Raw genomic sequence first — 23147 nt, forward strand, 5'->3', positions numbered from 1 at the left:
ATTTAGAAACTTGGCTCCGCCTAACCTCTGGCGGAGCCTTCATCACACGCATGCTACATTACTTGATCGAAGTTTTGATCAGCGAGTATACTTCGCCCGCTGCGGTCGGTGTGAAATCGATATTGTCACGCACCGCGTAGTAGTTTTTCGGTGATGCCAGGAACAGGTTTGGTGCATCTGCTACCAGCATGGTTTGTGCTTCGTCATACAGCTTTTTGCGCTCACTCTGATCTACTGTCGTCAGTGCTTTTTGCACCAGTTCATCGTAGGCAGGGTTGGAGTAGTTCCACACGTTGGCAGAACCAGTTGTCGAGAAGAAGAAGCGCATGGAACGATCAGCATCAACACCAGAAGTGTTGCGGCCTACCATCAAGTTCATGTCCTTGGATTTCCACGTATCGATGTAGTTCCCCCACTCAAGCTGGTTGATCTTCGCATTGATACCTATTGCTTTGAGCTGTTGTTGAATCACTTGTGCCGTTTCTACCATGTCTGGGTAAGTTGCTGCTGTCTCGATTTGGGTCTCGAAACCGTTTGGATAGCCCGCTTCCGCCAGCAATTGCTTCGCTTTTTCTACATCTGTTTTGTAGGTCGGATAAGTAGCAGGGTCCAAAGCCGAATTAGTCAACGCAGGCGCGATCGGACCAGTCAGAGTCGCTTCCCCTTTCCAAACAGTCTGGATAATTTGGTTACGGTCAACGGCATAGCTGATCGCTTCGCGCACTTTTGGATTATCAAAAGGCTTTTTGTTTACGTTAATACCCAGGTAACTGTACTCCAAGGATTGGTAGTTCTTGATCTGTACGCCTGGCTTGCCTTCCAAGAGCTTCGCAGAATCAGCAGACACCATGCTGATGTCGACTTTACCAGAGCGAATCGCAGCTAGACGCTCCGCCTCGTCCTTCATGATTTGGAACTTGATGGACTCTACCTTTGGCAATTCTTTATTGAAGTATTCCGGATTTTTCTTCAGCAGGACATATTGTCCCGACTCACTTTTTTCCATTTTGAATGGACCCGTACCGATTGCTTCCTTGGTCAGGTCAGTGGAGCCTGCTGGCACGATGGAAGCATAAGCACTTGCCGTGTTCGCTACGAACGATGCGTCTGCATTTTTCAGCTTGAAGACAACCGTTGTCGGATCTTTCACTTCAATTGCTTCTACGCTGGAAAAATACGATTTCGCGATCGAACCCGTGTCTGGATTCATGATTCGCTCAAAGCTGAATTTTACGTCTTCAGCCGTCATGTCTTTTCCGTTGTGGAATTTGACGCCTTTTTGCAGGAACATCGTGACCGTTTTTCCGTCTGGCGCAATCTCCCATTTCTCTGCCAGGTTCGGTACGATGTTCATGTTCTCGTCCAACTTGGTCAGGCTATCGTAAATGAGCGCATAGACCCGCAAACTGGATGCGGCTGGAACTTTGTGCGGATCGTAGCCCACTGGCTCTTGCTCGGCTGCCACGATCAGTTCAGTTTTTGCTTGTCCTTCTGCTGACTTGCCTTGCTCTGTGGGTGCTGTTCCTCCACCAGAACAAGCGGAAAGCACGAGAGACAATGATAGGAAAAAGCCTGCCAATACTCTTTTTTTCACGATGTTACCCCCTCTGTTGATCTCATGTTAGAAGCATATATTTCCTAACGGTACGGCCCTCTTCGCCCCTGTTACGGATGGCACATTGGATGGTCGTCCCATTAGTGTCTCATGACCCAAAATGGCAAAAGCGACGGCTTCCTTCGCATCGTCAGGCATCCCAAACTGCTGCGCCGTCATCACGGTCATTCCTGTCGGCAAATGACGCTGCAGCATCGCGAGAAGCGTCTGGTTATGAGCGCCTCCCCCTGAGACGATCACTTCCTCCACTTTGGTTGTTGGTAATACGAATTGCATATAGGCGTTCGCAATTGTCGTGGCAGTCAATGCTGTCACGGTTGCTAACAGATCCGTCTGACTAATCCCGAGTTGATTCGCATCATGAAACAGCTCTTGGGCAAAAGCTTTGCCGTATACTTCGCGACCTGTGCTTTTCGGTGGCTTGATCTGGTAATAAGGGTCCTGCAGCCATTTTTCCAGTAGCACTGAAGAGACGGTGCCACCTGCGGCCAGCTTGCCACCCTCGTCATACCTCATCTGTCCGTTGGTCATGAGCTGAACGATTTGATCCATGATCATATTGCCAGGGCCTGTGTCAAAAGCGACGACTTGATCGATAGCTACGCTTGCAGGGAGTAATGTGACATTGGCGATTCCACCGATGTTTTGCAGCAGTCTGCCTTTTTGCGGATGGCGGAACAAAATATAGTCCGCATACGGAACAAGCGGTGCTCCTTCTCCATCAGCAGCCAAGTCTCGAGCGCGGAAGTTTCCCACTACCGGAATACCCGTACGTTCTGCCAGCGTGGACAGCTCGCCGATTTGCAAGGACGCTCTGACCTCTGTCATTCCTCGTGGTCCAGGAAATGGCGCGCGCCCGGCAATATGCCAAATGGTTTGTCCGTGCATACAGACTGCATCTACTTCGGCTGTCGTGACACCAGCTTTCTGCATCAATTGCTGTACCGCATAGGCATACCATTCAGATAGGCCGTAATGAACCGCAGTCAACTGATCCACTCTCGCTGTCTCTACACTACACAGATTCATGACCCACTCACGCAAGTCATCGGAGTAAGGCATATAAAAAAAATCGCGGAGAGTCACCTTTTCGATCTCGCCCTGTTCATCCGTGCGGATCGCTACGAGTGCGGCATCAATGCCATCTAGCGAAGTACCCGACATGAGGCCGATGAGTACATGCTCATTTTTCGCACGATAATCGAGCAATTTTGCAGGTTGATCCATGTCAAAAGCCCCCATTTGAGAATCGAGAATCGTTGAAAAATTCGTTCCTGTTATCGCTTTCATTATATGTAGCAAAATTACACAAGTCAATCGATTATTAGTAAATTTTATTTCTTGAAACAACAACTATGCACAGGTCTCACCCCGTTCAAGCTGTCACAGCAATAGCCCGTTCTATTGAGAAAAAACCGGGATGTTATGGGGATGTTTTCCTATTAAAAAGTTTTATATATCAGCCAATGATTCTGTCCACAAACACAAACAAGCCGAACCTTTTTACATAGGCTCGGCTTGTCTTCTTATGTAAGAATCGTATTACGCAAACAAACTGATCAGGTTTCCATCCGGGTCTTTCACAATGGCATACCGCTGGCCCCAAAAAGCATCCCACGGCTCACGGTGACTCTCGTAGCCATGTGAAACGATTTTTGTATACAACGCATCAAGCGCCGCAGCATCCTCACACAAAAAAGCCAGCTCAATCCGATGCCCGACAGGCACTTCCCATCCTCCATACACACTCTTGGCCACTTCCAGTGTATCAAAGGCCAAACGAACACCGTCCTGCGCTACCTCCACATGAGGCTCGTCATTTGCTACCTCGGGAATATCGAAACCGAGTACTCGATAGAAATCCAATGCTTTTTTCATGTCCTGTACGACTATCCCTACCATATCAAGCTTGATTCCCACATCACTCACTCCTGTTCGCTCTTGATTTCTTGCTGGACGCGCTTGGGCAGCTTTTGGAGCACCGTTTCGTACGCATGCGCGATCATCTTTTCCCATAAGCCTTCGGGAATGTCAGCGTCCAAGTAGATAGAATTCCAATGGGATTTATTCATGTGATAGCCAGGTACGATCCCTCCGTAGGTCTCGCGCAATTCCTCCGCACGCATCGGATCGCATTTCAAGGTGAGGATGCGAACACCTTTGGAATCGCCTCCGATCATGGCAAATATTTTGCCTCCAACATGGTAGCGATCGCATTCCCAATCCATCTGATAGTCATGGGTGGCACCTGGCTGCTTCCGGCAGTATGTATCTAATGTTTGTTCATTCACATGAATTCACCATCCTTTCTTTAGGGTAACGCGTCTGGTAAAAAGAAGATTGTAAAAAACGGACAACTTTTAAAGACTATCGATTCGCACGATCTGGCGAGACAATTTTACTTGGAGCTTCACCGTAAAAAGTGTGAAAGCTCTTGATCAAGTGCGACTGATCGTAATAGCCACATTGGAGAGCTGCATCTGTAAACGAAGTCCGTGTTCCCTTAGCCAGCATTTGCAGCAGCCCTTGAAATTGAATGATTCGTCCCAGTTCCTTCGGGCTCATTCCCAACTGGTGTTGAAACGTCCTGCGCAAGGTTCTCTCGCTATAATTCACTTTCTCGGCAAGCGCGGCCATGGAAAGATTTCCTCTGTATTCATATAAATAGTTCATGCTTGTCAAAAGCAACTGGTCTGCCGGATCATCTATCCACAATCGTTTGATAAGCTCCTGCTCCAACCAAGCGATCCGCTCCGCCGTGTCGGAAGCCTCGAGCAAGCCTTCTATCACCTGATCCGCCTCTTTGCCCCAGATGTCTTCCAGATTGGGATGATACCCGTTGATCATGGCGACCGGATAGCGTAAAAAGCGAGCTGCTCCCTCAGCGTAAAACCGAATGCCGATCAAGGATTGTGGTTCGGTCAATGGGATAACCTCGTACGTCCTCATCAGTCCCGTTAGAAATGCCTCCTTCTGATAGGAAGTGGCACCGAGATTGAAAATGATATCGACGCATCCATCGGGTATGACTCGGCTTGTAAGTGCTATCCCTTTGCCGTCGTACTCTGAGGTCCAGTAGCAGGCTATATAGTTCACCAGGCATTTGCTGGGCATGTACTCTTGGTAGCGATAGGCATTTTGGGCGCTCGCTCGTTGCAGAGTCGGAGTTTGCACCGGACGGAATTGCCACATTATTTTCGCCATCCTTCTCCTATGATTAGAACATATATTCCCCCATAATCCTTTAACTCCTTCTTAAGTCCTTGGCCATTTTTGAAAAACGTCCCCTTTCAAAATAAAAACGGTCACGATCGCTTCTGCATATGCTGGGACGAATGGATTTTTCGTAAAGTGAGGTGCATGATGTGATCTCCTCCTCCAAGTGGAGCCTTCATCAGTTCTTTTCAAAAAGTCCTTACCTTCGCCCTTACCTACCGCCTACTTCTTTATATCAGCCCGCAAGTTTGGACTCGTATGTAGCGCAGTATTCTACCGTCTATATCAAACCGACGAGAACCCATATGGGGAAAGGCATTATCCGTGTCTGGAAAACGGATGGCGAGGGCTATCAATTTGTCAAGGAGCGCGGAGAACCTATGCATGCAGATTCTTTGGCTAACTTGAAGCAGCAGCTCGCCGCGCAGTGTACGGAAAAAAATTACGTGATTCAAAAAGGACTGGATTTAGCTGAAATTGACGGCCGCCCCTTTGATATTCGCGTCATGATGATGCGCAATGGCTTGGGCAAATGGCAATATGCCGGCATGCTAGCCAAGGTAGCCGGTGCCGACAGTATCATTACCAATGTCGCTCGCGGCGGCGGATATGCCGTCACAGTCCCGCATGCCTTGAAGAAATCAGAGGCAGTCGCGCCCGACAAAATAAAAAGTGTCGTCTCTCAGTTGATCCAAATCAGTCACCGTGTATGTGCCCACTTTAATAAATATCGGCACAGTGCGCAAATCGGCGTTGATTTTGCCATTGATAAAGCAGGAAACCTCTCCATTATTGAGGTCAATTACGACTTTCCTTCCCACGGGCTGTTTGCCAAGCTCAAAGACAAGACTTATTACCATACGATTAAAAGACTTCACTCTCAGTACAAAAACCGCGCGAAACGAAAACAGAGGAAGGCATAATCGCCCTCCTCTGTTCGTTTGATTCGTGTATTTGTCTTATTCGTGTGCCAATGTTCCTTTTGTCTCCAGCATGGAGGTGCAGTTCGGGCAACGTGTAGCCTTGATCGGAATCGCCGAGATGCAATGCGGGCACTCTTTGGTCGTTTCAGGTGCTTTCTCCACTTCTTGCTTGCGTTTGAAACGGTTGAGCTGCTTGATGACGATAAAAATGGAAAAGGCAATGATGACAAAATCAATCACGGAATTGAGGAACAACCCGTAATTCAGTGTCGCAGCTTTTGCGGCTTTTGCTTCTGTAATCGTATTGTAAGGGACCCCGCTCAAATTGATGAACAAGCCGGAGAAATCGACCTTGCCCAAAAGCATCCCAATCAATGGGGTAATGATGTCATTGACAAGCGAGGTCACAATCTTCCCGAAAGCCCCACCGATCACGACACCGACAGCGAGATCCATCACATTTCCTTTTAACGCAAACTCTTTAAACTCTTTTAACACAATACCTACCTCCTAATTTCCTAATACATTCTGTAAAAAATGACCGACAAAGCGCTCATGGTCAACCTCCAGGCACACGTCCACATTCGGCGGCTGCGCTGGATGTTCCCGTCTGTCCCCAATCGTACGGGCATCACTGGCTCCCCCGGACGTATCTACCGCAACATGCATTGGGACTGACTTTACAAACGTCGGATCAATGACGACACCTACCGCCAACGGATCATGCAGACCGCAGCCGCGCAAATTACCCACTGTGGCGTAGGCATTCATGTACACCTCGCACATATCCGCGAAAACATGACTCAAGCGTGTATCCTTCGCTCTCCATTCCTGCAAGTGTTCGCGGGTAAGCAGCGTTTGCATCGTCACATCCAGGCCTACCAGCGTCACTGGAATACCAGACTGGAAGACATACGCTGCCGCTTCCGGATCGGCGCAAATATTCGCCTCCGCTACAGGCGTGCGATTCCCCGGCACCGTTACAGCGCCTCCCATCACGACCACTCGTTTGACAAGGGATACGATCTCTGGAGCAGCCATAATCGCCTGCGCCAGATTGGTCATGCTTCCGACGGTCACGAGTGTCAATTCGTGAGGATGTTCCTTTATCGCAGAGATGAGATATTGTGTGGCACACTGTGGCTGTGCCGTTGTCGAAGGTTTAGGAAGGACGACATTGCCTAGCCCGTTTTCACCGTGGAACAGCCTTGCTTTTCCTGTGAGGTCGCGAACAATCGGCTTCGATGCCCCCTGATAGACAGGAATCGTAGAGGCATCCAGCAGCTCTAGCACCTGTAAGGTATTGCGTGTTGCTTCCTCCACCGTAATATTGCCAAAAGTCGTGGTAACCCCACACACTTCAAGAGCAGGCGAGTGAACGGCATATGCAATCGCCAGCGCATCATCAATCCCGGTATCTACATCCAAAATGATTTTTTCCATGCGCTTATACCCCTCCCTGATCCAAAACGGTTTGCAGCCAACGCTCTGCCTCTGCCATCTCAACCTCAACGCATACGGCGGTATCGGTTCCTACACTCGGTTTCGCCCGTAGATCGGCTAGAATGGCACCGCGTGACCATTCGCTTTTGCATTCGACTGAGAGCTTCATCTGCTCCGTCCGCATCTTTTCAGGCGAGAGAGCCGCGAGCATCGCTACCCATGCATGGAGCGTACGAGCAGAAGCGGCGAACTGCATGTCTGACATCGTCGTTCTATCGATCAGGCCAACTGCTTGTGCGAGACTGCTCAGCGTATGTACTTGCTCTTCCGTCAAACGAAACGAGCTGGTTGTATCTAATGGAACAAGCACAAGCGGCAAGCGGGCTGCCAAAACGAGCGCAGCTGCTTCCGGATCACCATGCATGTTTGTTTCAGCAATGGCCGTAACATCTCCTGGTACACGTATGGCTCCACCCTGCACCACGATTCTCGTAAATTTATGCGCCAACAATGGATCACGCGCGACAGCCATAGCTAGCGTCGTCAAACGGTCAAACGTCACGAGCGTCAAGTCACTTTCCTCATCTTGCGTGTTTTCTGCAAGGAGCCGTACACCTTCAGAGGTGGTCGTCTCTATCGTTCCCGAGAAAAGCGGTTGCTTGGCACCTGTAATGATTGGAATTTCATAGCCTGGCTGTGCAAAATCAATCAGCTTGCTAGCCAAGCTTGACTGCGTGTCTCTGCAAATGATTCCTGCCACTTGAACATCAGGCGACCGCAAAGCATACAGCAAGGCCAGCCCTTGACCAAATCCACCGCAAAACTCGATGATCAACCGGTGTTTTTTTGCCACAATTTCATCTCCCGCTTCTCGCTATTGCCATTTGTCAAAACCGCTTTTCCTATGCTATCCAAATCAGCAGCAACCGTCAAATATCCAAATGCTCATCTCTACCTTCTCTTCTCTTGCATCGAACGGATAACTATCTTACACTTATTCATAACTTCGACAAAAATCGCCATCACGCAAGACTAATGCGCCAAGCCATGCAAAAGGAGAAGAACGGTCATGCCTTCGTTGAATCACCCAACCATGGATGCTATTTCTCTCGTGAAAAACCAACTGATCCAAGCGATTGTTCAGCACCAAACGAAGCCTTATCTGCCTATTTGGGGAGAAATGTTTACAGCGTTGCGGGAAATCCGAAAAGCAGGCCAGCATTCTCAGAATAATATACACGTCTATTCCATAGAGCCGACAGGCGATCTCTGGTATTTGTACCGAGAGAATGTTTTTTCTGTCGACCTGCCCGGGATGGGCATCACGATTTCTCTCACACAGGAGCAAGTGATTGATGCCTTGCTAAAAGGCAGCTTTCAACCTACCCTATCGATAACAGAGCCGTTATGAGAAACGGCTTTTTTTCATGCATTTTGAACAAAAAAAGCCCCAAGATATCAAATCTTGGGAGAGAGTAGTACGTTGTATTCACGTGAATAAGCTTATTTTATATCCAACTACTCACTCATTCCAGCTGTATATTCAGGTAATTGTACCTAGTATATCCTCTGAGTAAAAATGCTGTCGAAAACGAACATTTGTACAATCATAAAAAAAAGAGGCGGCCCTTCTGCACAGATTGGGTGCCGCCATCCCGAACTTCCCCAAGTTCGTTCATATTGGAATTGTACTATGAAACAGTCCTATCGAAAAGTGTCAGGTTTTGTTTTCCTGTGAATTATTGCAAATCCCTGACGCCTGCTCGGGCCATCAGGGATCATTCTATTTGCTATCGTTGTTGAGCACATCAGCAGCTCTTGGTCCAAAAATGATATACAAATAGACATATTGGCTGACGCTAACTCGAGGAAAGACGAACGCAACACTGGTCTTGCCCTCTTGTTGTCTGACAAAATAACGCAATTTGCTTGTTTTGATCCTTTTCACAATACGTGTTGCTTCTCGCCATGGTACGGAAAATTGAACGCTTTTTTCCATCAGCTCCAACACCTCTCACGGCTAGTATGCCCGGATTGGAAAAATTACACACTCACTCATACCGCAGTGCATCAATTGGTTTGAGCTGCGCTGCTTTTCTCGCCGGATACACACCAAAAATGACTCCAACCAATGTAGAGGTCAAAAACGCATACATGATCGGCGACAGACTAATGGAGGTCGCCATCTGACCGAGCTTGCTAACCAAATACGCAGCACCTACCCCTAAGGCAATACCAATCACCCCGCCAATCAGGCTAAGCGTAACCGCTTCGATCAAAAACTGACGGAGAATATCTCCCCGCTTGGCTCCAATCGCCTTGCGAATCCCGATCTCCCGTGTCCGCTCCGTGACGGATACAAGCATAATGTTCATGACGCCTATCCCGCCAACAATCAGCGAGATGGCAGCAATGCCAGATAAAAGCGCGGTCATCGAGCTGGATACTGACTGTGCCGTACTTAAAATGTCTGACTGGGACGTAATGCGGAAATCATCGGCAGCTTGTGGCCGTAGTTTGTGATTAGCACGAAGGGCTTGCTGAATATCTTGTTGCGCCTTCTCCATCAAGTCCGACGATGCTGCCGAGACGTAGATCGAGCCCACGTTTTTATCTCCGGTTAACCTGCTCATCGCAGTAGTAATCGGAATGATGATCCGATCGTCGTTGTTCGTCATGCCTGAACTTCCCTGGCTCTGCAATACGCCGATGATCGTAAACGGAATCCGGTTGATCTGAACGGTTTGCCCTACTGGATCTGCTCCTTTAAACAGGTTGCTGACCACCTCTGTCCCCACGACTGCCACGTTGTATTGCATCTTCACTTCAAAGTTACTAAAGAAACGCCCTTGTCCAACTTCTACATTCCTCACCAGAGGGAAATCAGCTGACGTCCCCTCGAGCGTACTGGAATAGTTATTGCTTCCCCAGACAATCTGCCCCCGCGAATTAACGCTGGGAGCCACACCCGAAATGGACTCTTTTTGCATCAGGGTTTCTGCATCTGCCATCGTCAGCGTATTCAGAGAGCCAGCCCCAAGGCTTACTCTGCCTTGTGTCGCCTGGCCAGGGGTGACAATCAGCAGATTGCTCCCTAAACCATTGATCTGCGAAGCAACAGATGTGGAAGTCCCTTCTCCGATTGCCACCATCGCGATAACAGCTGCCACACCGATGATAATTCCCAGCATCGTGAGAACGGAGCGCAAGCCATTTGCCCTGATGCTGCGAAATGAAATGCGTACACATTCAATAAAGCTCATCTGCTCTACCCTCCATCGACACCCTCCTGCGATCCTCCACCACTTCATCCGCAATGATTTGCCCATCACGAAACCGGACGATCCGCTTGGCATACTCCGCAATATCAGGTTCATGTGTCACCAAAATAACCGTTTTGCCCGCATCGTTCAGCTTTTGAAAAATACCCATGATCTCTTCACTTGTCTTCGTGTCCAGCGCTCCTGTCGGCTCATCTGCCAGCAGGATGACCGGATCATTGACGAGAGCTCGCGCGATTGACACACGTTGCTGCTGCCCACCTGACAGCTCATTGGGCTTGTTGTTCAATCGCTCTGCCAGTCCGACACTCGTTAATGCCCGGATGGCTTTTTCTCTTCGTTCCCGTGCAGACGTGCCTCCATATAATAGAGGCAGCTCTACATTTTCAACTGCGGTTGTACGTGGTAGCAGATTGAAATTTTGAAAAACAAAGCCGATTTTCTGATTGCGGATGACCGCCAATTCATCATCATGTGCTTGTGATACAGGATAGCCGTCTAAAAAAAATTCCCCCGAGGTAGGCTTATCCAGACAGCCAATCACATTCATCATGGAAGATTTGCCTGAACCGGAGGGTCCCATGATTGCCACGAAATCCCCTTCCTCAATCGACAAGCTGACACCTCTGAGCGCATAAATCTCCTGATCTCCGATGACGTACTGTTTTCTCAGCTCTTCTATTTGAATGACCGCTTTCATCTGCCTACCGTCCCCTTATCTGGACGCCCATTCCGCCGAATCCCGGCATACCGCCGCCGCCCATTCGATTTCCATTTTGACTCGTTCCAGATGAGGTCTGTGTATTCACGAGGATGACGACACGCTCTCCCTCGGTAAGTCCCTCCGTCACCTCTACCAGCTCGGCAGTGAAGTATCCCATTTTGATCGGAACAAATCGATACGGCATATTCGCTCTGCCCTCTTTGCCTCCACTGCGGTTATTCGCTTGCTTCGTCTCAGCCTGATTCCCTTCCGCTCCTTCACCAGCTTGTTGTGCTGCAGCATCCTTTAGTACATACACGCCATCCTTGCCATTTTGCGTTTGCAGCGCTTGCGCAGGTACCACGAGCACATTTTTATGGGTTCCTCGTTCGATCGCGACGTTCATCGTCATGCCGATCTTCAATTTGTTATCCTGATTTGCCACAGACAAAAGCACATCGTAAGTGGTGACTCCAGCGTCGGTTTTCGCTTCCGGATAGATCAGCTTTACTTTTCCACGGAACGTCTCGTCCGCATAAGAACTCGTCGTAAACGTCACAGGCAAGCCTTCCTGCACTTTTCCGATGTCACTCTGGCTAATCTGGGCCAACACCTCTAAATCTCCGCTATTCGAATTATCCATGATAATGAAATCATTGCCGGGTATTTCGCCTACATTGCCATTCACCTGAACGATTACTCCGTCCATCGGTGCTTTCAAGGTGACAGCTCTCCATGCCTTTTGTGCTTGTTGCAGCCCCGCTTTTCCCTGTTCCACCGCTGCTTTTGCCGATAATACTGTGGCAGCATCAGGACCTTCATTCGCTTCCTGCAACGCTTCTTGCGCTGTTTGATACGCAGCCAATGCCTGCTCTACCTTCACACTGGCCTGCCCTGTCGTCTGTCCGGCTGTCAATACCGCCGAGTTGTAATCGCGTTGGGCCTGATCCAACGAGGACTGGGCACTGTCGAATTCACTCTTGGCAATCGCACCTGCCGCAAACAAGGTCTGCTGGGAAGTGTACGTCTTCTGGGCACTCTCCAGGTTTGCCTTTGCCTTCTCCACGTCATTCGCCGCTTTTTTCCCGTCAATGTTTTGCTTTGCGAGCTCCCATTCGTTCTTGGTCTGATTGACGGCGGCTTGCAAAGACGTGATTTCTGCGGGACTCTTGCGCTTTTGTGCCTCCCCTAGCTTGGCTTGCGCCGATAAAAGATTTGCTTCCGCATTGGTCACCTGGATTCTCGCTACGGAATCGTCCATCGTCGCCAGAACTTGCCCTGCCTTCACGGCATCACCAACGCCGACCTGAATGGTAGAGATCGCATCCTTGGCTTCTTCTGCATCGGAAAACGAGAGAGACGAGCGCTTGGAAGCCTGGACAGTGCCTGATGCCTGCACGACTTCTGAGATGTCTCCCCTTTTTACCGTTTCCACTTGAAAAGCGGCCTGCGCCGTTTGTGGGGGAAAAAACGACTGGTAGCCGAATATTCCACCTGAAATGACCACGGCTCCGACAGCCAATATACCAACCATCCATCTTTTCTTGTTGCTTCCTACCTTCGAAAACAACGCTCTCTTTTTCTCCGAGTGAGTCACGCTCAGTCCTCCTACCGTCTACTTGATTGAAGACTTGTCTTTTTGGTTGCGACCACTATACGGAACGAATACGTCAGGGAAAAGTCAGATGAAGACACAAAAAAACGACCAGAGAACCAGGTCGTTTTAGGATCATGCCTATTTTATTTGCGCAAAATCAACGTGAAGGTGCTGCCTGACGCTGTACTCTCCGTCAGGATCAACATACCTCCTAACGCTTGGGCAATCATTCTGCTAAAAGACAGACCAAGACCAAGCCCACGGATGATGTGCTTCTTGTCCTCGCCTCGGTAGAATCGCTCGAATATCAAAGACTGTTCTTCAAGCGGTACTCCACGTCCATTGTCCTTCACGTCAATGCGAATCTCATCTGCTGTTGCAGATAGTGACACGACGATCCGTCCCTCCGATTCCATCGCTTGTGCCGCATTGTTTAAGAGATTGTACATGATTTGTTGCACACGCAGTGGGTCGGTCTCTATCCAAATCGGATCAGAGGCATTTTCGATGTGCAAGCTTAGCTTCTCTTCTTCTTGCACAATTTCCCATTGGTGCGTAATTTCCCGGATCAGCTCCTGCATGTTTTGAGGTTGCCGGCGAATGCGAATGTCACCCACAGCAAAAGAGTTAAAATCGAGCAAATCCTCTATCATCTTTTGAAGACGTGTCGTTTCCTTCGTACAAATATCCAAAAACTCCTTGGCTTCCTCACCGCTCACAACCTCTTCCCTCACAGCTTGTACCAGCCCACTGATGGACGTAACAGGTGTTTTGAGTTCATGGGTCACCCCTGCCAATAGCTCGGTACGCATCATTTCCAGCTGCTTCAGTCGTTCTGCCATTTCTTCAAAGGAATGGATCAGCTCATACACTTCTTGTTCTCGCTTGTTTTTATCCAATTGAATCTCGTAGTTTCCCAGCACGATTTGCTTGGCAGCGTCTGCCACATCCTTAATCGGCTGAGACAGCTTTTTCGTCAGCAAATAAATGACGAGCCAGCCAAGCAAACCGAGACTCAGAAGCATGATCGCGAGCAATTGGAATTCGGTCATGCTACGTATCACCTGTTTTTGTGGGGTAAACAGCATGACCCAGCCAACCACTCGCTCATCAACCTTAATGCTTTCCTTCACGAAAAGCACTTCGTCGCCCCGCGCAAGCTCAAACTGTGACAGGCTGTCATCCGCTTCCACCAGATCAGGCGCGATGCGCTTCAGTTCCCCAGAAAAAGGACCGGGTACGCCAAATACTGGTTGTTTGTGTTCATCTAAAATCATCATAATGGGCTTGTAATTGACTCCGAGTGATTCCTGGCGACTGTCCACTATACGAAACAAGAACGGAGCCATTTTTACCTTACCTTCCACATCAACGACTCGATCCGCTACTTCCGCTGCCATCAGTCTCATAAAATCAAGGCGTTTTTGTGTCTCGCTATAAGAAATCCAATAACTGGAGGCAATCCCGATCACGAAAAGGCCGATACACAAGATGATCAAGTATCGCGTCGTCCAATAGCGAAACAAAGAGGTACGTTTTTTCTCACTCATATACACAAAGCTTGTATCCCAAGCCACGATAGGTACGGATTTCCCCTTCGGATGTCGGCCAATTCTCCAAAGATCGCCGGATGCGTTTGATCGCGAGGTCTACTGCGCGATCACTTCCTTCGTAATCCATCCCCCATACCTGCTCGATGAGCTGTTCTCTGGTGAAGGTCTGGTTTTTGTACTGTGCCAAAAAAAGAAACAGGCACAAGTCCTTTGGCGTGAACGTCAGTTCGATACCGTACAGCATGACAGAATACGCCTTGAAGTCGACTTTCAGACTGCCGAACTGCTTCACATGATTGCCTTCTATCAATTGTTTCGGGCGACGTAATACCGCATGTACCCGAGCGACCACTTCGTCGGCAATAAAGGGCTTAGTAATATAGTCATCGGCGCCTTTGTTCAAGCCAGCCAGCTTGTTATCGATTTGTCCCAACGCTGTCAGCATGATGACAGGACACGAGCTTTTCGCTCGAATATATTCGAGAATACTCCATCCGCTTCGCCCAGGCAGCATCACATCCAGCAAGACGAGCGTAGGATTGAGTGAATCAAACTTCCGCTCTGCTTCCTCACCGTTAAATGCCTGTTCGACCCGAAAGTTGTTTTTTTCCAAGTACGCCTTCAATACCCGAGAGATGGGTAACTCGTCTTCCACGATTAAGATGTTTGGCATTCTTCAGTACTCTCTCCCCTCTGCTCGGACTAGTCTCCCCTTTAGCGTAGGACATGAATATGTCAAGTAGATGTCTGGAAGGAAGCATACTTTGTAAGTAAAATAAAGAGACCTGAATGTAAATAGGGAGGTTTTTCTCATGAAACGCTTAACCGCGGAAGAAAAAAACGGTTTGTATAAAGCCATCAGCAATCGTCGCGATATTCGTAGCTTTCGTCAAGACCCTGTCGCCCCGGAAAAGCTCGCCATGATCTTGGCTGCTGCCCACCATGCTCCTTCCGTCGGATTCATGCAGCCATGGAATTTTGTCCTGGTAGAAGACGACGCAACCAAACAAGCTCTCGCAGAATGTGCGGATAAAGAACGCCGGGCGCTAGCCATCCACTACGAAGGCACGGGACGGGAGTCGACCTTTTTGGAGTTGAAAATTCAAGGGATCAAGGAAGCACCTGTCACCATCTGTGTCACTTGTGATCCTACACGTGGCGGAGACCATGTCCTCGGACGCAATTCCATCCCGGAAACAGATATTATGTCTGTCAGCTGTGCGATCCAAAACATGTGGCTAGCTGCCTACGCAGAAGATTTGGCGATGGGCTGGGTCAGCTTTTACAAGAAGGCAGATGTGCGTCGTATCCTAAACATACCGCCGCATATCGATCCTGTCGCATTGCTGTCGATCGGCTACACGGATCATTATCCAGAACGTCCACTCTTGGAGCTGCACCACTGGAGACAACGCGAGGACCTGCAACAGTTGATTTATCGGGAGCAGTGGGGGAACAAGGCGTAAGCCGCGACGAAAGACAAAAAAAGAAAAGGTTCCCGTTTCGAGCATGGGGACCTTTTTCTTTCAGGAAAGGAATATGAAATGAAAGAGATTCTCTTGAAATACCTTACTAGATTTACAACCCTTTCTGAAAAAGAGCAACGGGCAATCGTTGATGAAATCGTTACGGAGGAGTATAAAAAAGGAACGATACTCCTTCAACAAGGAGATAAACCCACGAAGTGTTATTTTGTATTAAAGGGATGTGTTAGACAGTATTCGATAGATGAATCAGGGAAAGAAGTTACATCCCAATTCTACACGGAAGAACAAACCATTGTGAATCTGGGTCAGCATAAGCTGGATCAGTCATCTGCGTATTTTTTAGCTTGTCTCGAAGACTGTACATTGGTCGTAGGTAATCTTGATACCGTAAGTGACATGTTCAGCAAATACGCACAATTGGAAAGCATGTCACGCAAGATGCTAGAAGAAAACCTTGGCGAGATACAAGATGAGTTCGCTTCCTTTATCGCTTCCACACCCGAAGAGCGGTATAAAACCGTTTTGCAGAAACGCCCTCACTTAATCGATCGTGTGCCCCAGCATCAATTGGCGAGCTACCTGGGCATGACGCCAGAGTCATTAAGTCGGATTAAAAAGAGGACCTCCACTAACAAATCGTAGCGGGTTGTCAGCTTCTTTTGGAGGCTACCCCTCCTTTCAACAGCAGCCAAATCCCAAAGCCCAACTCTCCCGCGATCATTGGCAATTGAAATATAGCTGTTAGCGTCGATATCAGTCCGATATTTTGTGGAAAAAACAATTTGCTTAGGTTGATCACCATATAGCCTACGGAAGCCGCCAACAGTAATAAGCCAATGACCCTCGGGATGTTTTCGGATTGGACAGCCACATAACCGACAAGCATGAGATGCCCGCCAAAGATCATTAATCCAATGGACCAAATTGACTCAAATGCTTGCAAACTAAGCATCATTTGTGCTTGAAGCTGATCGATTGGAATTAGCCCCAATGGCTCCGTACTTTTCGAAAGGAGCAGCACAACAATCAGATTAAGCAAGGCTATTCCCAAAATAGCGGTATAGATCAAACGGAACCAAGCAGCGAGTAGTGACAGGTACGGATTATTCGGCTTGAGGAAGAGATAAAAAGCCCAAGCGACGACGATATCCGTGATTAGGATGATGACCCAACCGAAAATCTCGGCTTTGAACAGCATAGGGGATGACTTGATGTTCTGAAACGTTGCGTTGGCATCTCCTTGCACGACAAGACTTTCATGAGCAAAACCGTACGAAAAAAAGGAAACAAGCACCATGATGAAAAGTGAAATACCAGCAATCAGAGCAGATTTTCTCTGAATCGATGGCTGGATGACTGAGACCGCCATAAGATCCCTCCTACTTTACAATGTAGAGTTTATTGTAGGAGGAACAATAGCGGCGGTCATTGACTTAAATCAATGGAACCTTTTTATGCAAAAAAAAGACCGCCTGATCAACAGGCAGCCCAGAGAAATAGAGGGGGTAGTACGTGATTCACGGTATCTTCCTGACGTACCCGAACACGAAGAAGGTTTCACAATTGACGTGACTCACGAACATGGAACTAGCAAAATGGGAAATTTCACCTGACGTCGAGCCCCTCCTCTATGCCCGAATATACCTAGCTACTCGATTTATATGCGTGGACGCGTCCGATTTGTCGGAATGGCCGCTAGCGGATCATCTGGCCAATAATGCTTGGGATAACGGCCCTTTAAATCTTTTTTCACTTCAAAATACGCATGTGCCCAAAAGCTCGCCAAGTCCCGTGTCACTTGTACCGGACGATGAGCTGGTGAAAGCAGGTGCAATGTCAGTGGTACTCTGCCTCTGCCTATTCTCGGAGAGTCTTGCCAACCAAACAACTCCTGTAGCCGGACCGAGAGCACCGGTGCCACTGGATCGCTGTAATCGACAGGAATTTTGGAACCACTCGGGACGATCACATGAGTTGGAACGTATTCGTCTAGTTGTCTGCGCTGCTCCCATGACAGCATACTCTCCAGCAACGTCGTCACTGACAGCGACTGCAGGTCTTCCTTTCTTTTGAAACCATACACATGGGGAGCGAGCCATTCCCCCAAGGAAGCAAGCAGTGCCTCATCTTCCACATTCGGCCAGCCTTCCTCCAGACGATGCATAAACAGCAAACGCTCGCGATACTGTCTCGCCTGTCGATTCCACGGCAAAATCTCCAAGCCTTCTTCCTTTATTCCTTCCAAAAACGCTGTTAACACCTCATCTGGCGAAGCCTCCGCAGGTATATCCGCCAGCAGGATCGCCCCCAACCGTTTTTGCTTACGGCTGCGAACTGCCCCTGCTGTATGCTCCCACCATACGTTCATTCGTTCGGTAATCTGCATCGCACAATCATTCAACAGCTCGCTTTCTTCCACACTAGCCGCCAGTAATATCCGACTATCTGCGCCTTGGTCATCGAGTTCTGCTGCCACAATATACGGCGAAGCAGTCAATGGTTGATGCACGGAAAAAGCCGCCCCACGCCCATTGCAAAGCAAATAACGTCCATCTGCCCTTCGCTGGGCAATCCGGTCCGGGTACGCAAACGCCAGCAGTCTTCCCGTCGCTTCTGTACGAATGGAATTGTCACCAGACTGATTTTTTGCCCATACCCGCTTGAAGTGAGCCGCCTCTTTCCAAAGTCTTTTGCACGCCCCTACATCAATCGAAAGCTCCACTGCCACACTCTGTTTGTTTGCTACCTGACGAAGCAGTTCAACACGCGTGCGCATATCCGCATCTGCTGACGCTTGGCGCCCCCTCACAATATCTCGTTCTTCCAAGAGGACTGCCAGCTCGCAAGCTAGTTCACCTTGTCCCAGTTCATACGCTTTCTGAATCATGTGGCCTAATCTCGGATGCACACCCATCTCAGTTAGCATTCGTCCATGTGGTGTGATCTGCTTCCGCTCATCTAATGCGCCCAGCTGAAGCAGCAGCTCTTGAGCCTGTGCCATCGCTGCCTTTGGCGGGGGATTCAGCCAATCCAGCTCTTCCGGTGCCCCGACTCCCCACAGAGCCAGCTCCAAAGCGAGTACAGCCAGATCCGCTTCCATGATTTCAGGTGCCTGCTGTGGCATGAGCATGCGATCTTCTTGCTCTGTCCACAGTCGAAAGCAGGCCCCGGGCGCAAGCCGCCCAGCCCTTCCTCGACGTTGGTCTGCAGACGCCCTTGATACCTTTGCTGTTTCCAGTCTCGTCATCCCTGTTCGTGGAGAAAAGCGCGGGACCCGTTTTAATCCACTATCAATCACGATGCGTACACCCTCGACAGTCAAGCTCGTCTCGGCAATAGAGGTGGCGAGGACAATTTTGCGCTCCCCTGTTTTCCCGGGCTGGATCGCCTTATCTTGTTCCTCCTGCGACAAATTTCCGTAAAGAGGCGCAGTCCGTATATTCGTGCCCACACCGCTTTGTTCAAGCAAATCTTGCACCCGGTGAATTTCTTTGGCTCCTGGTAAAAAGACGAGCATATCTCCCTCTTCTTGTCTCAACGCTTGGAAGATCATCTGGACAACTGCTTCCTCCAGACGTCCCTCCATCGGGGAAGTCAAAAAGTGCGTCTCCACCGGGAACATCCTGCCTTTACTACTGATAACAGGAGCATTCCCCAGCAAGGCTGACACGGGCTCAGCATCGAGCGTAGCGGACATCACGAGAATTCGCAGGTCTTCCCGAAACAAGCTTTGTGCCTGAAGACTAAGGGCCAGACCTAAATCCGCGTGCAAATTCCGTTCGTGGAACTCGTCGAAAATAACAAGACCGACATCAGATAGCTCCGGATCATCCTGTAGCATTCTCGTTAAAATTCCTTCTGTAATCACTTCAATCCGAGTGCCTGGACCTACTCTTGATTCACGCTTGACCCGGTATCCGACCGTTTGTCCAACTTCTTCCCCCAGCAAGGCAGCCATGTAGGTAGCAGCTTGACGTGCGGCCAGTCTGCGTGGCACCAGCATCACAATTCGTCGATTGTGTAACCAAGCTTCTTCACGCAAGGCCAGTGGTACCCGCGTCGTCTTCCCCGCACCCGGAGCAGCGACCAACACTGCGTTTGTCCCTTTGCGCAGCGTGTCTACCAGCTCTGGCAATACTTCATTTATCGGCAATGCATTCATGTTTTCACCTCATACGAGCAATCATCCCTATTCATCATACACGATACAGGGATGTAGAATGAGTGTGGATCGCAAACAAAAATGACTGAATAATCATTCAATAGTATAATGATTCCATCACTATGGGAGGTGTGCGGTATGATTCACATTCATCATCATGAAGACGTGGCATGTCTAGAAGGGATTGTTCGTGTAGGGGATTGGGAATCAGGGATTACTGTTTATGTGACGGATGGCATGCTGGTTGATACTGGCCCGAAAGTACTCGAGCAAGCTCTCGTTCACAGGTTTCAGGAAGCCTCGTTTGATTCAGTCGTACTGACGCACAGCCATGAAGACCATGTCGGAACCGCCTCGTGGATTGCCCAGAATAAACAGGTCCCTCTTTTCATTCACGAAAAAGGAATGGACATTTGCTCCCAAAAAGCACACTACCCTTTCTATCGTAAGCTTACTTGGGGGATTCGCTATCCGTTTGTGGCCCAACCTTTGGGTGACATCCATCACTCTCGCTCCATCGAATGGAAAGTGCTTGATACCCCCGGCCATGCCCAAGACCATATAGCCTTATTGGACGAAAGGACTGGTCGCTTGTTCTGTGGCGATCTTTTTATGGGTGTGAAAACGAAGGTCATATTACGAGAAGAATCGATCCCCACCTTGATGAATTCCCTTCGTACGGTTCTCGCTTGTGACTTCAAGTCGATCTTTTGCGCCCATTCCGGCTATCATCCAGACGGGAAAACACGCTTGCAACAAAAGCTGGAGCATTTGGAGAATCTGTCTGGGGAAATCCTGCATTTCCATAGCAAAGGGCTTTCTCCCCATGAAATTAACAAGCAACTGTTTCCTTCTAAACCGCCGATCATCGCGGCTTCATCTGGCGAGTTTGACTCGTTGCATATCGTCACATCTGTTCTTGCAGAACACCTTCCTTTTCCAGCACCGGATAGTATACTAGAAGGATAATCCTTACCATTTGATAGAAAAAAGAGAGGAGAACATATGAAAGTCATCACGGTGTTACTTGCACTCATTCTGGGATTATCTAGTATTTATCCTGCGGTTTCTCATGCTGCACCGAAATTTAATGATGTCGATCCAAAGAAATACGGCTGGGCCATGAATTCGATCTCCTTCATGGTAGATAAGGGTGTGGTGAGCGGTTATCCTGACGGTCGCTTCCAGCCTGAAAGATTGGTCGACAAGGCAGAAATGACTGTTATGATCTATCGCCTGTTTGATCGTTACAGACCGTACAAAGCTAACCAAAAGACAGATTATGGCGACTATCACATCGAGCGATTTGCCGACGTGCCAAAAAATCACTGGGCGTACACGGAGATCAGCTCGATTGTCACACGAGACTGGTGGAACGCTGTCCGCTATTCGTCCCATGGCTACTTTTATTTCCCAGACACGAAACTAAATCGAATTGGTGCGGCAAACGTCCTGCCCGTCTTTATGTTAGAAAACCAAGACATTCCAGCGGCAGAGGTCTTACAAATCCTCTCTACCATGCGGGATATTCCCATCATCTTGAGTCAGTATTCGCTTGACCCAAATTCGCCTGAAGACTTTTTCCAGGAGGATGGTCGGTACAACGAAGATGGGAGAGACCAAACGAACATCCTCTATCCGCTTCTCTTTGGCCAAGATGGCGATGAAATATTGTTTACGGATGACTACAGTGGAATCCTAGGAACCAATCTCGCCCTCTTGCAAAAAACAGGGATCATGACTGCATGGAACGGCAAGTTCGAGGGTCGAGAAATGCTGACTCGCGCAGAGGCTGTCACTATTTTGCACAGATTTTATAACTATTTGAAGCAAACAGGCACACTCAGCCAATACTCGAGCAAATGAAAAACCTCCATCCCGGAGGTTTTTTTGCGAATCCCTATTCTTTGTCGATCGGATTGCTGATACGATCATCATACGGATCGAAATAAATATGTCCATTGGAGCTAATCACGGCGTAATTCACTTCCGCGATGCTCAAGCCTTTTTTGCCCACCTGTGAGAGTAGCCACTCGATGGTTAGGCTATGTTGGCGTAGGTTGCTCTGGATGATTTGGCCATCCATGATCAATTCAATCGGGAATGTCTGCCTGTTCCCCATTTTCAGTTTCAAATCTCCGCGAGTAACAGGCAAAAACTGCGGTTTTCGCAGAATTGATACCTCTCCGTTCAACTCCAGCACAGCATATTGAACTTCTTCGATATTAAAAATGTTTCTTTCCCGCAGTTCTTGATTCAGCGTATCCAACGTCAGCTTCAGCTTGCGCATGTTATCTTCGAGAATTCTTCCATCCTGGATGATTACCGTCGGCTGGCCCGAAAACCATTTTCGCATCTTCCGGTTTTTCAGAGAGACGATCATCAACAAATAGGCGATACCACTAAAAGTGAGTAACGTCACGATCAAGTGCGATATTTTGACCATGTTGTTAAAGGCAAGATTTGCTGTCAGCGCCCCCAAAGTAATCGCCGCAACAAAGTCGTGATACGTCATTTGCGCGATCGTCTGCTTGCCCAACATCCTTGTAATGATCATCATGATAGCAAAAGCCAGCACTGCTCTCGCAACCATTTCCACAATAGACTCCATGCTCCACCCCAAGGATGACGAAATTTGCACCACACCCCAATTATAGCCATGTTTATCATTGGAAAACCTATCATGACTGCTTGGGCATACAGACTTTTCCTCCAAATTCTTCTACAATAGATAAAAATCATACCTGTAGAAAGGAATGAAGTGATATGGCGATCAAAAAACTGGAGCATGTGGGTTTGATGGTAAAAGATTTGGAGACCTCGATTACCTTTTACACCGAAGTGATTGGGATGGAGCTAAAAGGAAAGCTCGCTCATTCCAACGGAGTCATTACCCTTGCTTTTCTTGGATTTCCGGGAAGCACAGAGACAGAGCTGGAGCTCATTCACGGATATAGCGATTCGCTGCCGATAGAGGGCAAGGTCCACCACCTTGCGTTTGCTGTGGACAACCTCGAAGCTGAAATCGACCGTTTGAAGCAACTACATGTATCTTTTATCGATCAGGAAATAACCACATTGCCAAACGGTTCGCGTTATATGTTCTTCAAAGGTCCCGATGGGGAATGGCTGGAGCTGTTTGAAAGCACAAGAACGTAGAGGGAAAA

Annotated in this window: 24 protein-coding genes; 7 read left to right on the top strand and 17 right to left on the bottom strand. The window is 48.7% G+C overall.

Going from position 1 to position 23147, the window contains the following annotated elements:
- Nucleotides 1-58 precede the first annotated feature (58 nt).
- From HP399_RS23340 to HP399_RS23360, 5 genes are all read right to left on the bottom strand, one after another.
- Nucleotides 59-1594: an ABC transporter substrate-binding protein gene (locus tag HP399_RS23340; RefSeq protein ID WP_173619209.1), complete on the bottom strand. Its 1536-nt coding sequence runs from the start codon at nt 1592-1594 to the stop codon at nt 59-61.
- A 27-nt stretch (nt 1595-1621) separates the two neighbouring features.
- A complete protein-coding gene (locus HP399_RS23345; RefSeq protein WP_173619210.1) occupies nt 1622-2842 on the bottom strand; it encodes an anhydro-N-acetylmuramic acid kinase in 1221 nt (406 codons plus the stop codon).
- A 315-nt stretch (nt 2843-3157) separates the two neighbouring features.
- Nucleotides 3158-3535 carry a VOC family protein gene (locus HP399_RS23350; RefSeq protein ID WP_173619211.1) on the bottom strand — a complete coding sequence of 126 codons (378 nt, stop codon included), beginning with the start codon at nt 3533-3535 and terminating at the stop codon, nt 3158-3160.
- A gap of 5 nt (nt 3536-3540) precedes the next feature.
- Complete coding sequence (locus HP399_RS23355) at nt 3541-3906, bottom strand: MmcQ/YjbR family DNA-binding protein (protein ID WP_173619212.1); 366 nt, start codon at nt 3904-3906, stop codon at nt 3541-3543.
- A 76-nt stretch (nt 3907-3982) separates the two neighbouring features.
- Nucleotides 3983-4819, bottom strand: coding sequence for an AraC family transcriptional regulator (locus HP399_RS23360; RefSeq protein ID WP_173619213.1), 837 nt, complete (start codon nt 4817-4819; stop codon nt 3983-3985).
- A 161-nt stretch (nt 4820-4980) separates the two neighbouring features.
- Between HP399_RS23360 and HP399_RS23365 the strand changes: the two genes are divergently transcribed.
- Nucleotides 4981-5754 (top strand): YheC/YheD family protein, encoded by a 774-nt coding sequence (locus HP399_RS23365; protein WP_173619214.1) that lies wholly within the window; start codon nt 4981-4983, stop codon nt 5752-5754.
- A gap of 36 nt (nt 5755-5790) precedes the next feature.
- Here HP399_RS23365 and mscL read toward each other — a convergent pair whose 3' ends face one another.
- Genes mscL through HP399_RS23380 form a run of 3 tightly spaced genes read right to left on the bottom strand, consistent with a single transcriptional unit; the run spans nt 5791 to nt 8050 of the window.
- Nucleotides 5791-6252: a large conductance mechanosensitive channel protein MscL gene (mscL, locus tag HP399_RS23370; protein ID WP_173619215.1), complete on the bottom strand. Its 462-nt coding sequence runs from the start codon at nt 6250-6252 to the stop codon at nt 5791-5793.
- A 12-nt stretch (nt 6253-6264) separates the two neighbouring features.
- Entirely contained in the window at nt 6265-7197 is a 933-nt protein-coding gene (locus HP399_RS23375; protein ID WP_173619216.1) for a nucleoside hydrolase, read from the bottom strand.
- 4 nt (nt 7198-7201) lie between these two features.
- Nucleotides 7202-8050, bottom strand: a complete 849-nt coding sequence (locus HP399_RS23380) for a nucleoside hydrolase (RefSeq protein ID WP_173619217.1) — start codon at nt 8048-8050, stop codon at nt 7202-7204.
- Nucleotides 8051-8266: 216 nt separating this feature from the next.
- On the opposite strand from HP399_RS23380, the gene HP399_RS23385 reads away from it, so the two are divergent.
- Nucleotides 8267-8608 carry a hypothetical protein gene (locus HP399_RS23385; protein WP_173619218.1) on the top strand — a complete coding sequence of 114 codons (342 nt, stop codon included), beginning with the start codon at nt 8267-8269 and terminating at the stop codon, nt 8606-8608.
- Nucleotides 8609-8980: 372 nt separating this feature from the next.
- Here HP399_RS23385 and HP399_RS23390 read toward each other — a convergent pair whose 3' ends face one another.
- The 6 genes from HP399_RS23390 to HP399_RS23415 form a co-directional block, all read right to left on the bottom strand.
- Nucleotides 8981-9196, bottom strand: a complete 216-nt coding sequence (locus HP399_RS23390) for a hypothetical protein (protein ID WP_017250899.1) — start codon at nt 9194-9196, stop codon at nt 8981-8983.
- Nucleotides 9197-9248: 52 nt separating this feature from the next.
- Nucleotides 9249-10460 carry an ABC transporter permease gene (locus HP399_RS23395; protein ID WP_173619219.1) on the bottom strand — a complete coding sequence of 404 codons (1212 nt, stop codon included), beginning with the start codon at nt 10458-10460 and terminating at the stop codon, nt 9249-9251.
- On the bottom strand, nt 10447-11178 hold the full coding sequence (locus tag HP399_RS23400) for an ABC transporter ATP-binding protein (RefSeq protein WP_173619220.1): 732 nt from the start codon (nt 11176-11178) through the stop codon (nt 10447-10449). The genes HP399_RS23395 and HP399_RS23400 overlap by 14 nt, the downstream gene beginning before the upstream one ends.
- A gap of 4 nt (nt 11179-11182) precedes the next feature.
- Nucleotides 11183-12778: an efflux RND transporter periplasmic adaptor subunit gene (locus HP399_RS23405; protein ID WP_173619221.1), complete on the bottom strand. Its 1596-nt coding sequence runs from the start codon at nt 12776-12778 to the stop codon at nt 11183-11185.
- Between the two features lie 143 nt (nt 12779-12921).
- Entirely contained in the window at nt 12922-14355 is a 1434-nt protein-coding gene (locus HP399_RS23410) for a HAMP domain-containing sensor histidine kinase (protein ID WP_173619222.1), read from the bottom strand.
- Nucleotides 14321-15004 carry a response regulator transcription factor gene (locus tag HP399_RS23415; RefSeq protein WP_173619223.1) on the bottom strand — a complete coding sequence of 228 codons (684 nt, stop codon included), beginning with the start codon at nt 15002-15004 and terminating at the stop codon, nt 14321-14323. Before HP399_RS23415 ends, HP399_RS23410 begins: the two co-directional genes overlap by 35 nt.
- A 139-nt stretch (nt 15005-15143) precedes the next feature.
- Between HP399_RS23415 and bluB the strand changes: the two genes are divergently transcribed.
- Complete coding sequence (gene bluB, locus HP399_RS23420) at nt 15144-15797, top strand: 5,6-dimethylbenzimidazole synthase (protein WP_173619224.1); 654 nt, start codon at nt 15144-15146, stop codon at nt 15795-15797.
- Nucleotides 15798-15875: 78 nt separating this feature from the next.
- Entirely contained in the window at nt 15876-16460 is a 585-nt protein-coding gene (locus HP399_RS23425; RefSeq protein ID WP_173619225.1) for a Crp/Fnr family transcriptional regulator, read from the top strand.
- Between the two features lie 7 nt (nt 16461-16467).
- On the opposite strand, the gene HP399_RS23430 is transcribed toward HP399_RS23425, so the two are convergent.
- Together HP399_RS23430 and hrpB are read right to left on the bottom strand one after the other, a co-directional pair.
- On the bottom strand, nt 16468-17187 hold the full coding sequence (locus HP399_RS23430; RefSeq protein WP_173619226.1) for a DUF4386 domain-containing protein: 720 nt from the start codon (nt 17185-17187) through the stop codon (nt 16468-16470).
- A gap of 288 nt (nt 17188-17475) precedes the next feature.
- Nucleotides 17476-19980, bottom strand: a complete 2505-nt coding sequence (gene hrpB, locus HP399_RS23435; protein WP_173619227.1) for an ATP-dependent helicase HrpB — start codon at nt 19978-19980, stop codon at nt 17476-17478.
- A gap of 138 nt (nt 19981-20118) precedes the next feature.
- On the opposite strand from hrpB, the gene HP399_RS23440 reads away from it, so the two are divergent.
- The gene (locus HP399_RS23440) at nt 20119-20949 is read left to right on the top strand and encodes an MBL fold metallo-hydrolase (protein WP_173619228.1); all 831 of its coding nucleotides are present in this window, start codon (nt 20119-20121) and stop codon (nt 20947-20949) included.
- A 36-nt stretch (nt 20950-20985) separates the two neighbouring features.
- Complete coding sequence (locus HP399_RS23445) at nt 20986-21846, top strand: S-layer homology domain-containing protein (RefSeq protein ID WP_173619229.1); 861 nt, start codon at nt 20986-20988, stop codon at nt 21844-21846.
- Nucleotides 21847-21880: 34 nt separating this feature from the next.
- Here the strand turns inward: HP399_RS23445 and HP399_RS23450 are convergent, their stop codons facing one another.
- Nucleotides 21881-22591, bottom strand: a complete 711-nt coding sequence (locus tag HP399_RS23450) for a DUF421 domain-containing protein (protein ID WP_173619230.1) — start codon at nt 22589-22591, stop codon at nt 21881-21883.
- A gap of 155 nt (nt 22592-22746) precedes the next feature.
- On the opposite strand from HP399_RS23450, the gene HP399_RS23455 reads away from it, so the two are divergent.
- Nucleotides 22747-23139 carry a VOC family protein gene (locus HP399_RS23455; RefSeq protein WP_173619231.1) on the top strand — a complete coding sequence of 131 codons (393 nt, stop codon included), beginning with the start codon at nt 22747-22749 and terminating at the stop codon, nt 23137-23139.
- Nucleotides 23140-23147 lie beyond the last annotated feature (8 nt).

Source organism: Brevibacillus sp. DP1.3A (assembly GCF_013284245.2).
Classification (GTDB): domain Bacteria; phylum Bacillota; class Bacilli; order Brevibacillales; family Brevibacillaceae; genus Brevibacillus.

What these genes read in the sequence shown, in the direction of transcription:
- HP399_RS23345 (WP_173619210.1), bottom strand. Translation starts at nt 2,842, where the DNA reads ATGGATCAACCTGCAAAATTGCTCGATTATCGTGCGAAAAATGAGCAT.
- HP399_RS23430 (WP_173619226.1), bottom strand. Translation starts at nt 17,187, where the DNA reads ATGGCGGTCTCAGTCATCCAGCCATCGATTCAGAGAAAATCTGCTCTG.
- HP399_RS23440 (WP_173619228.1), top strand. Translation starts at nt 20,119, where the DNA reads ATGATTCACATTCATCATCATGAAGACGTGGCATGTCTAGAAGGGATT.
- hrpB (WP_173619227.1), bottom strand. Translation starts at nt 19,980, where the DNA reads ATGAATGCATTGCCGATAAATGAAGTATTGCCAGAGCTGGTAGACACG.
- HP399_RS23385 (WP_173619218.1), top strand. Translation starts at nt 8,267, where the DNA reads ATGCCTTCGTTGAATCACCCAACCATGGATGCTATTTCTCTCGTGAAA.
- HP399_RS23400 (WP_173619220.1), bottom strand. Translation starts at nt 11,178, where the DNA reads ATGAAAGCGGTCATTCAAATAGAAGAGCTGAGAAAACAGTACGTCATC.
- HP399_RS23375 (WP_173619216.1), bottom strand. Translation starts at nt 7,197, where the DNA reads ATGGAAAAAATCATTTTGGATGTAGATACCGGGATTGATGATGCGCTG.
- HP399_RS23390 (WP_017250899.1), bottom strand. Translation starts at nt 9,196, where the DNA reads ATGGAAAAAAGCGTTCAATTTTCCGTACCATGGCGAGAAGCAACACGT.
- HP399_RS23415 (WP_173619223.1), bottom strand. Translation starts at nt 15,004, where the DNA reads ATGCCAAACATCTTAATCGTGGAAGACGAGTTACCCATCTCTCGGGTA.
- HP399_RS23360 (WP_173619213.1), bottom strand. Translation starts at nt 4,819, where the DNA reads ATGGCGAAAATAATGTGGCAATTCCGTCCGGTGCAAACTCCGACTCTG.
- HP399_RS23450 (WP_173619230.1), bottom strand. Translation starts at nt 22,591, where the DNA reads ATGGAGTCTATTGTGGAAATGGTTGCGAGAGCAGTGCTGGCTTTTGCT.
- HP399_RS23395 (WP_173619219.1), bottom strand. Translation starts at nt 10,460, where the DNA reads ATGAGCTTTATTGAATGTGTACGCATTTCATTTCGCAGCATCAGGGCA.
- bluB (WP_173619224.1), top strand. Translation starts at nt 15,144, where the DNA reads ATGAAACGCTTAACCGCGGAAGAAAAAAACGGTTTGTATAAAGCCATC.
- HP399_RS23445 (WP_173619229.1), top strand. Translation starts at nt 20,986, where the DNA reads ATGAAAGTCATCACGGTGTTACTTGCACTCATTCTGGGATTATCTAGT.
- HP399_RS23455 (WP_173619231.1), top strand. Translation starts at nt 22,747, where the DNA reads ATGGCGATCAAAAAACTGGAGCATGTGGGTTTGATGGTAAAAGATTTG.
- HP399_RS23425 (WP_173619225.1), top strand. Translation starts at nt 15,876, where the DNA reads ATGAAAGAGATTCTCTTGAAATACCTTACTAGATTTACAACCCTTTCT.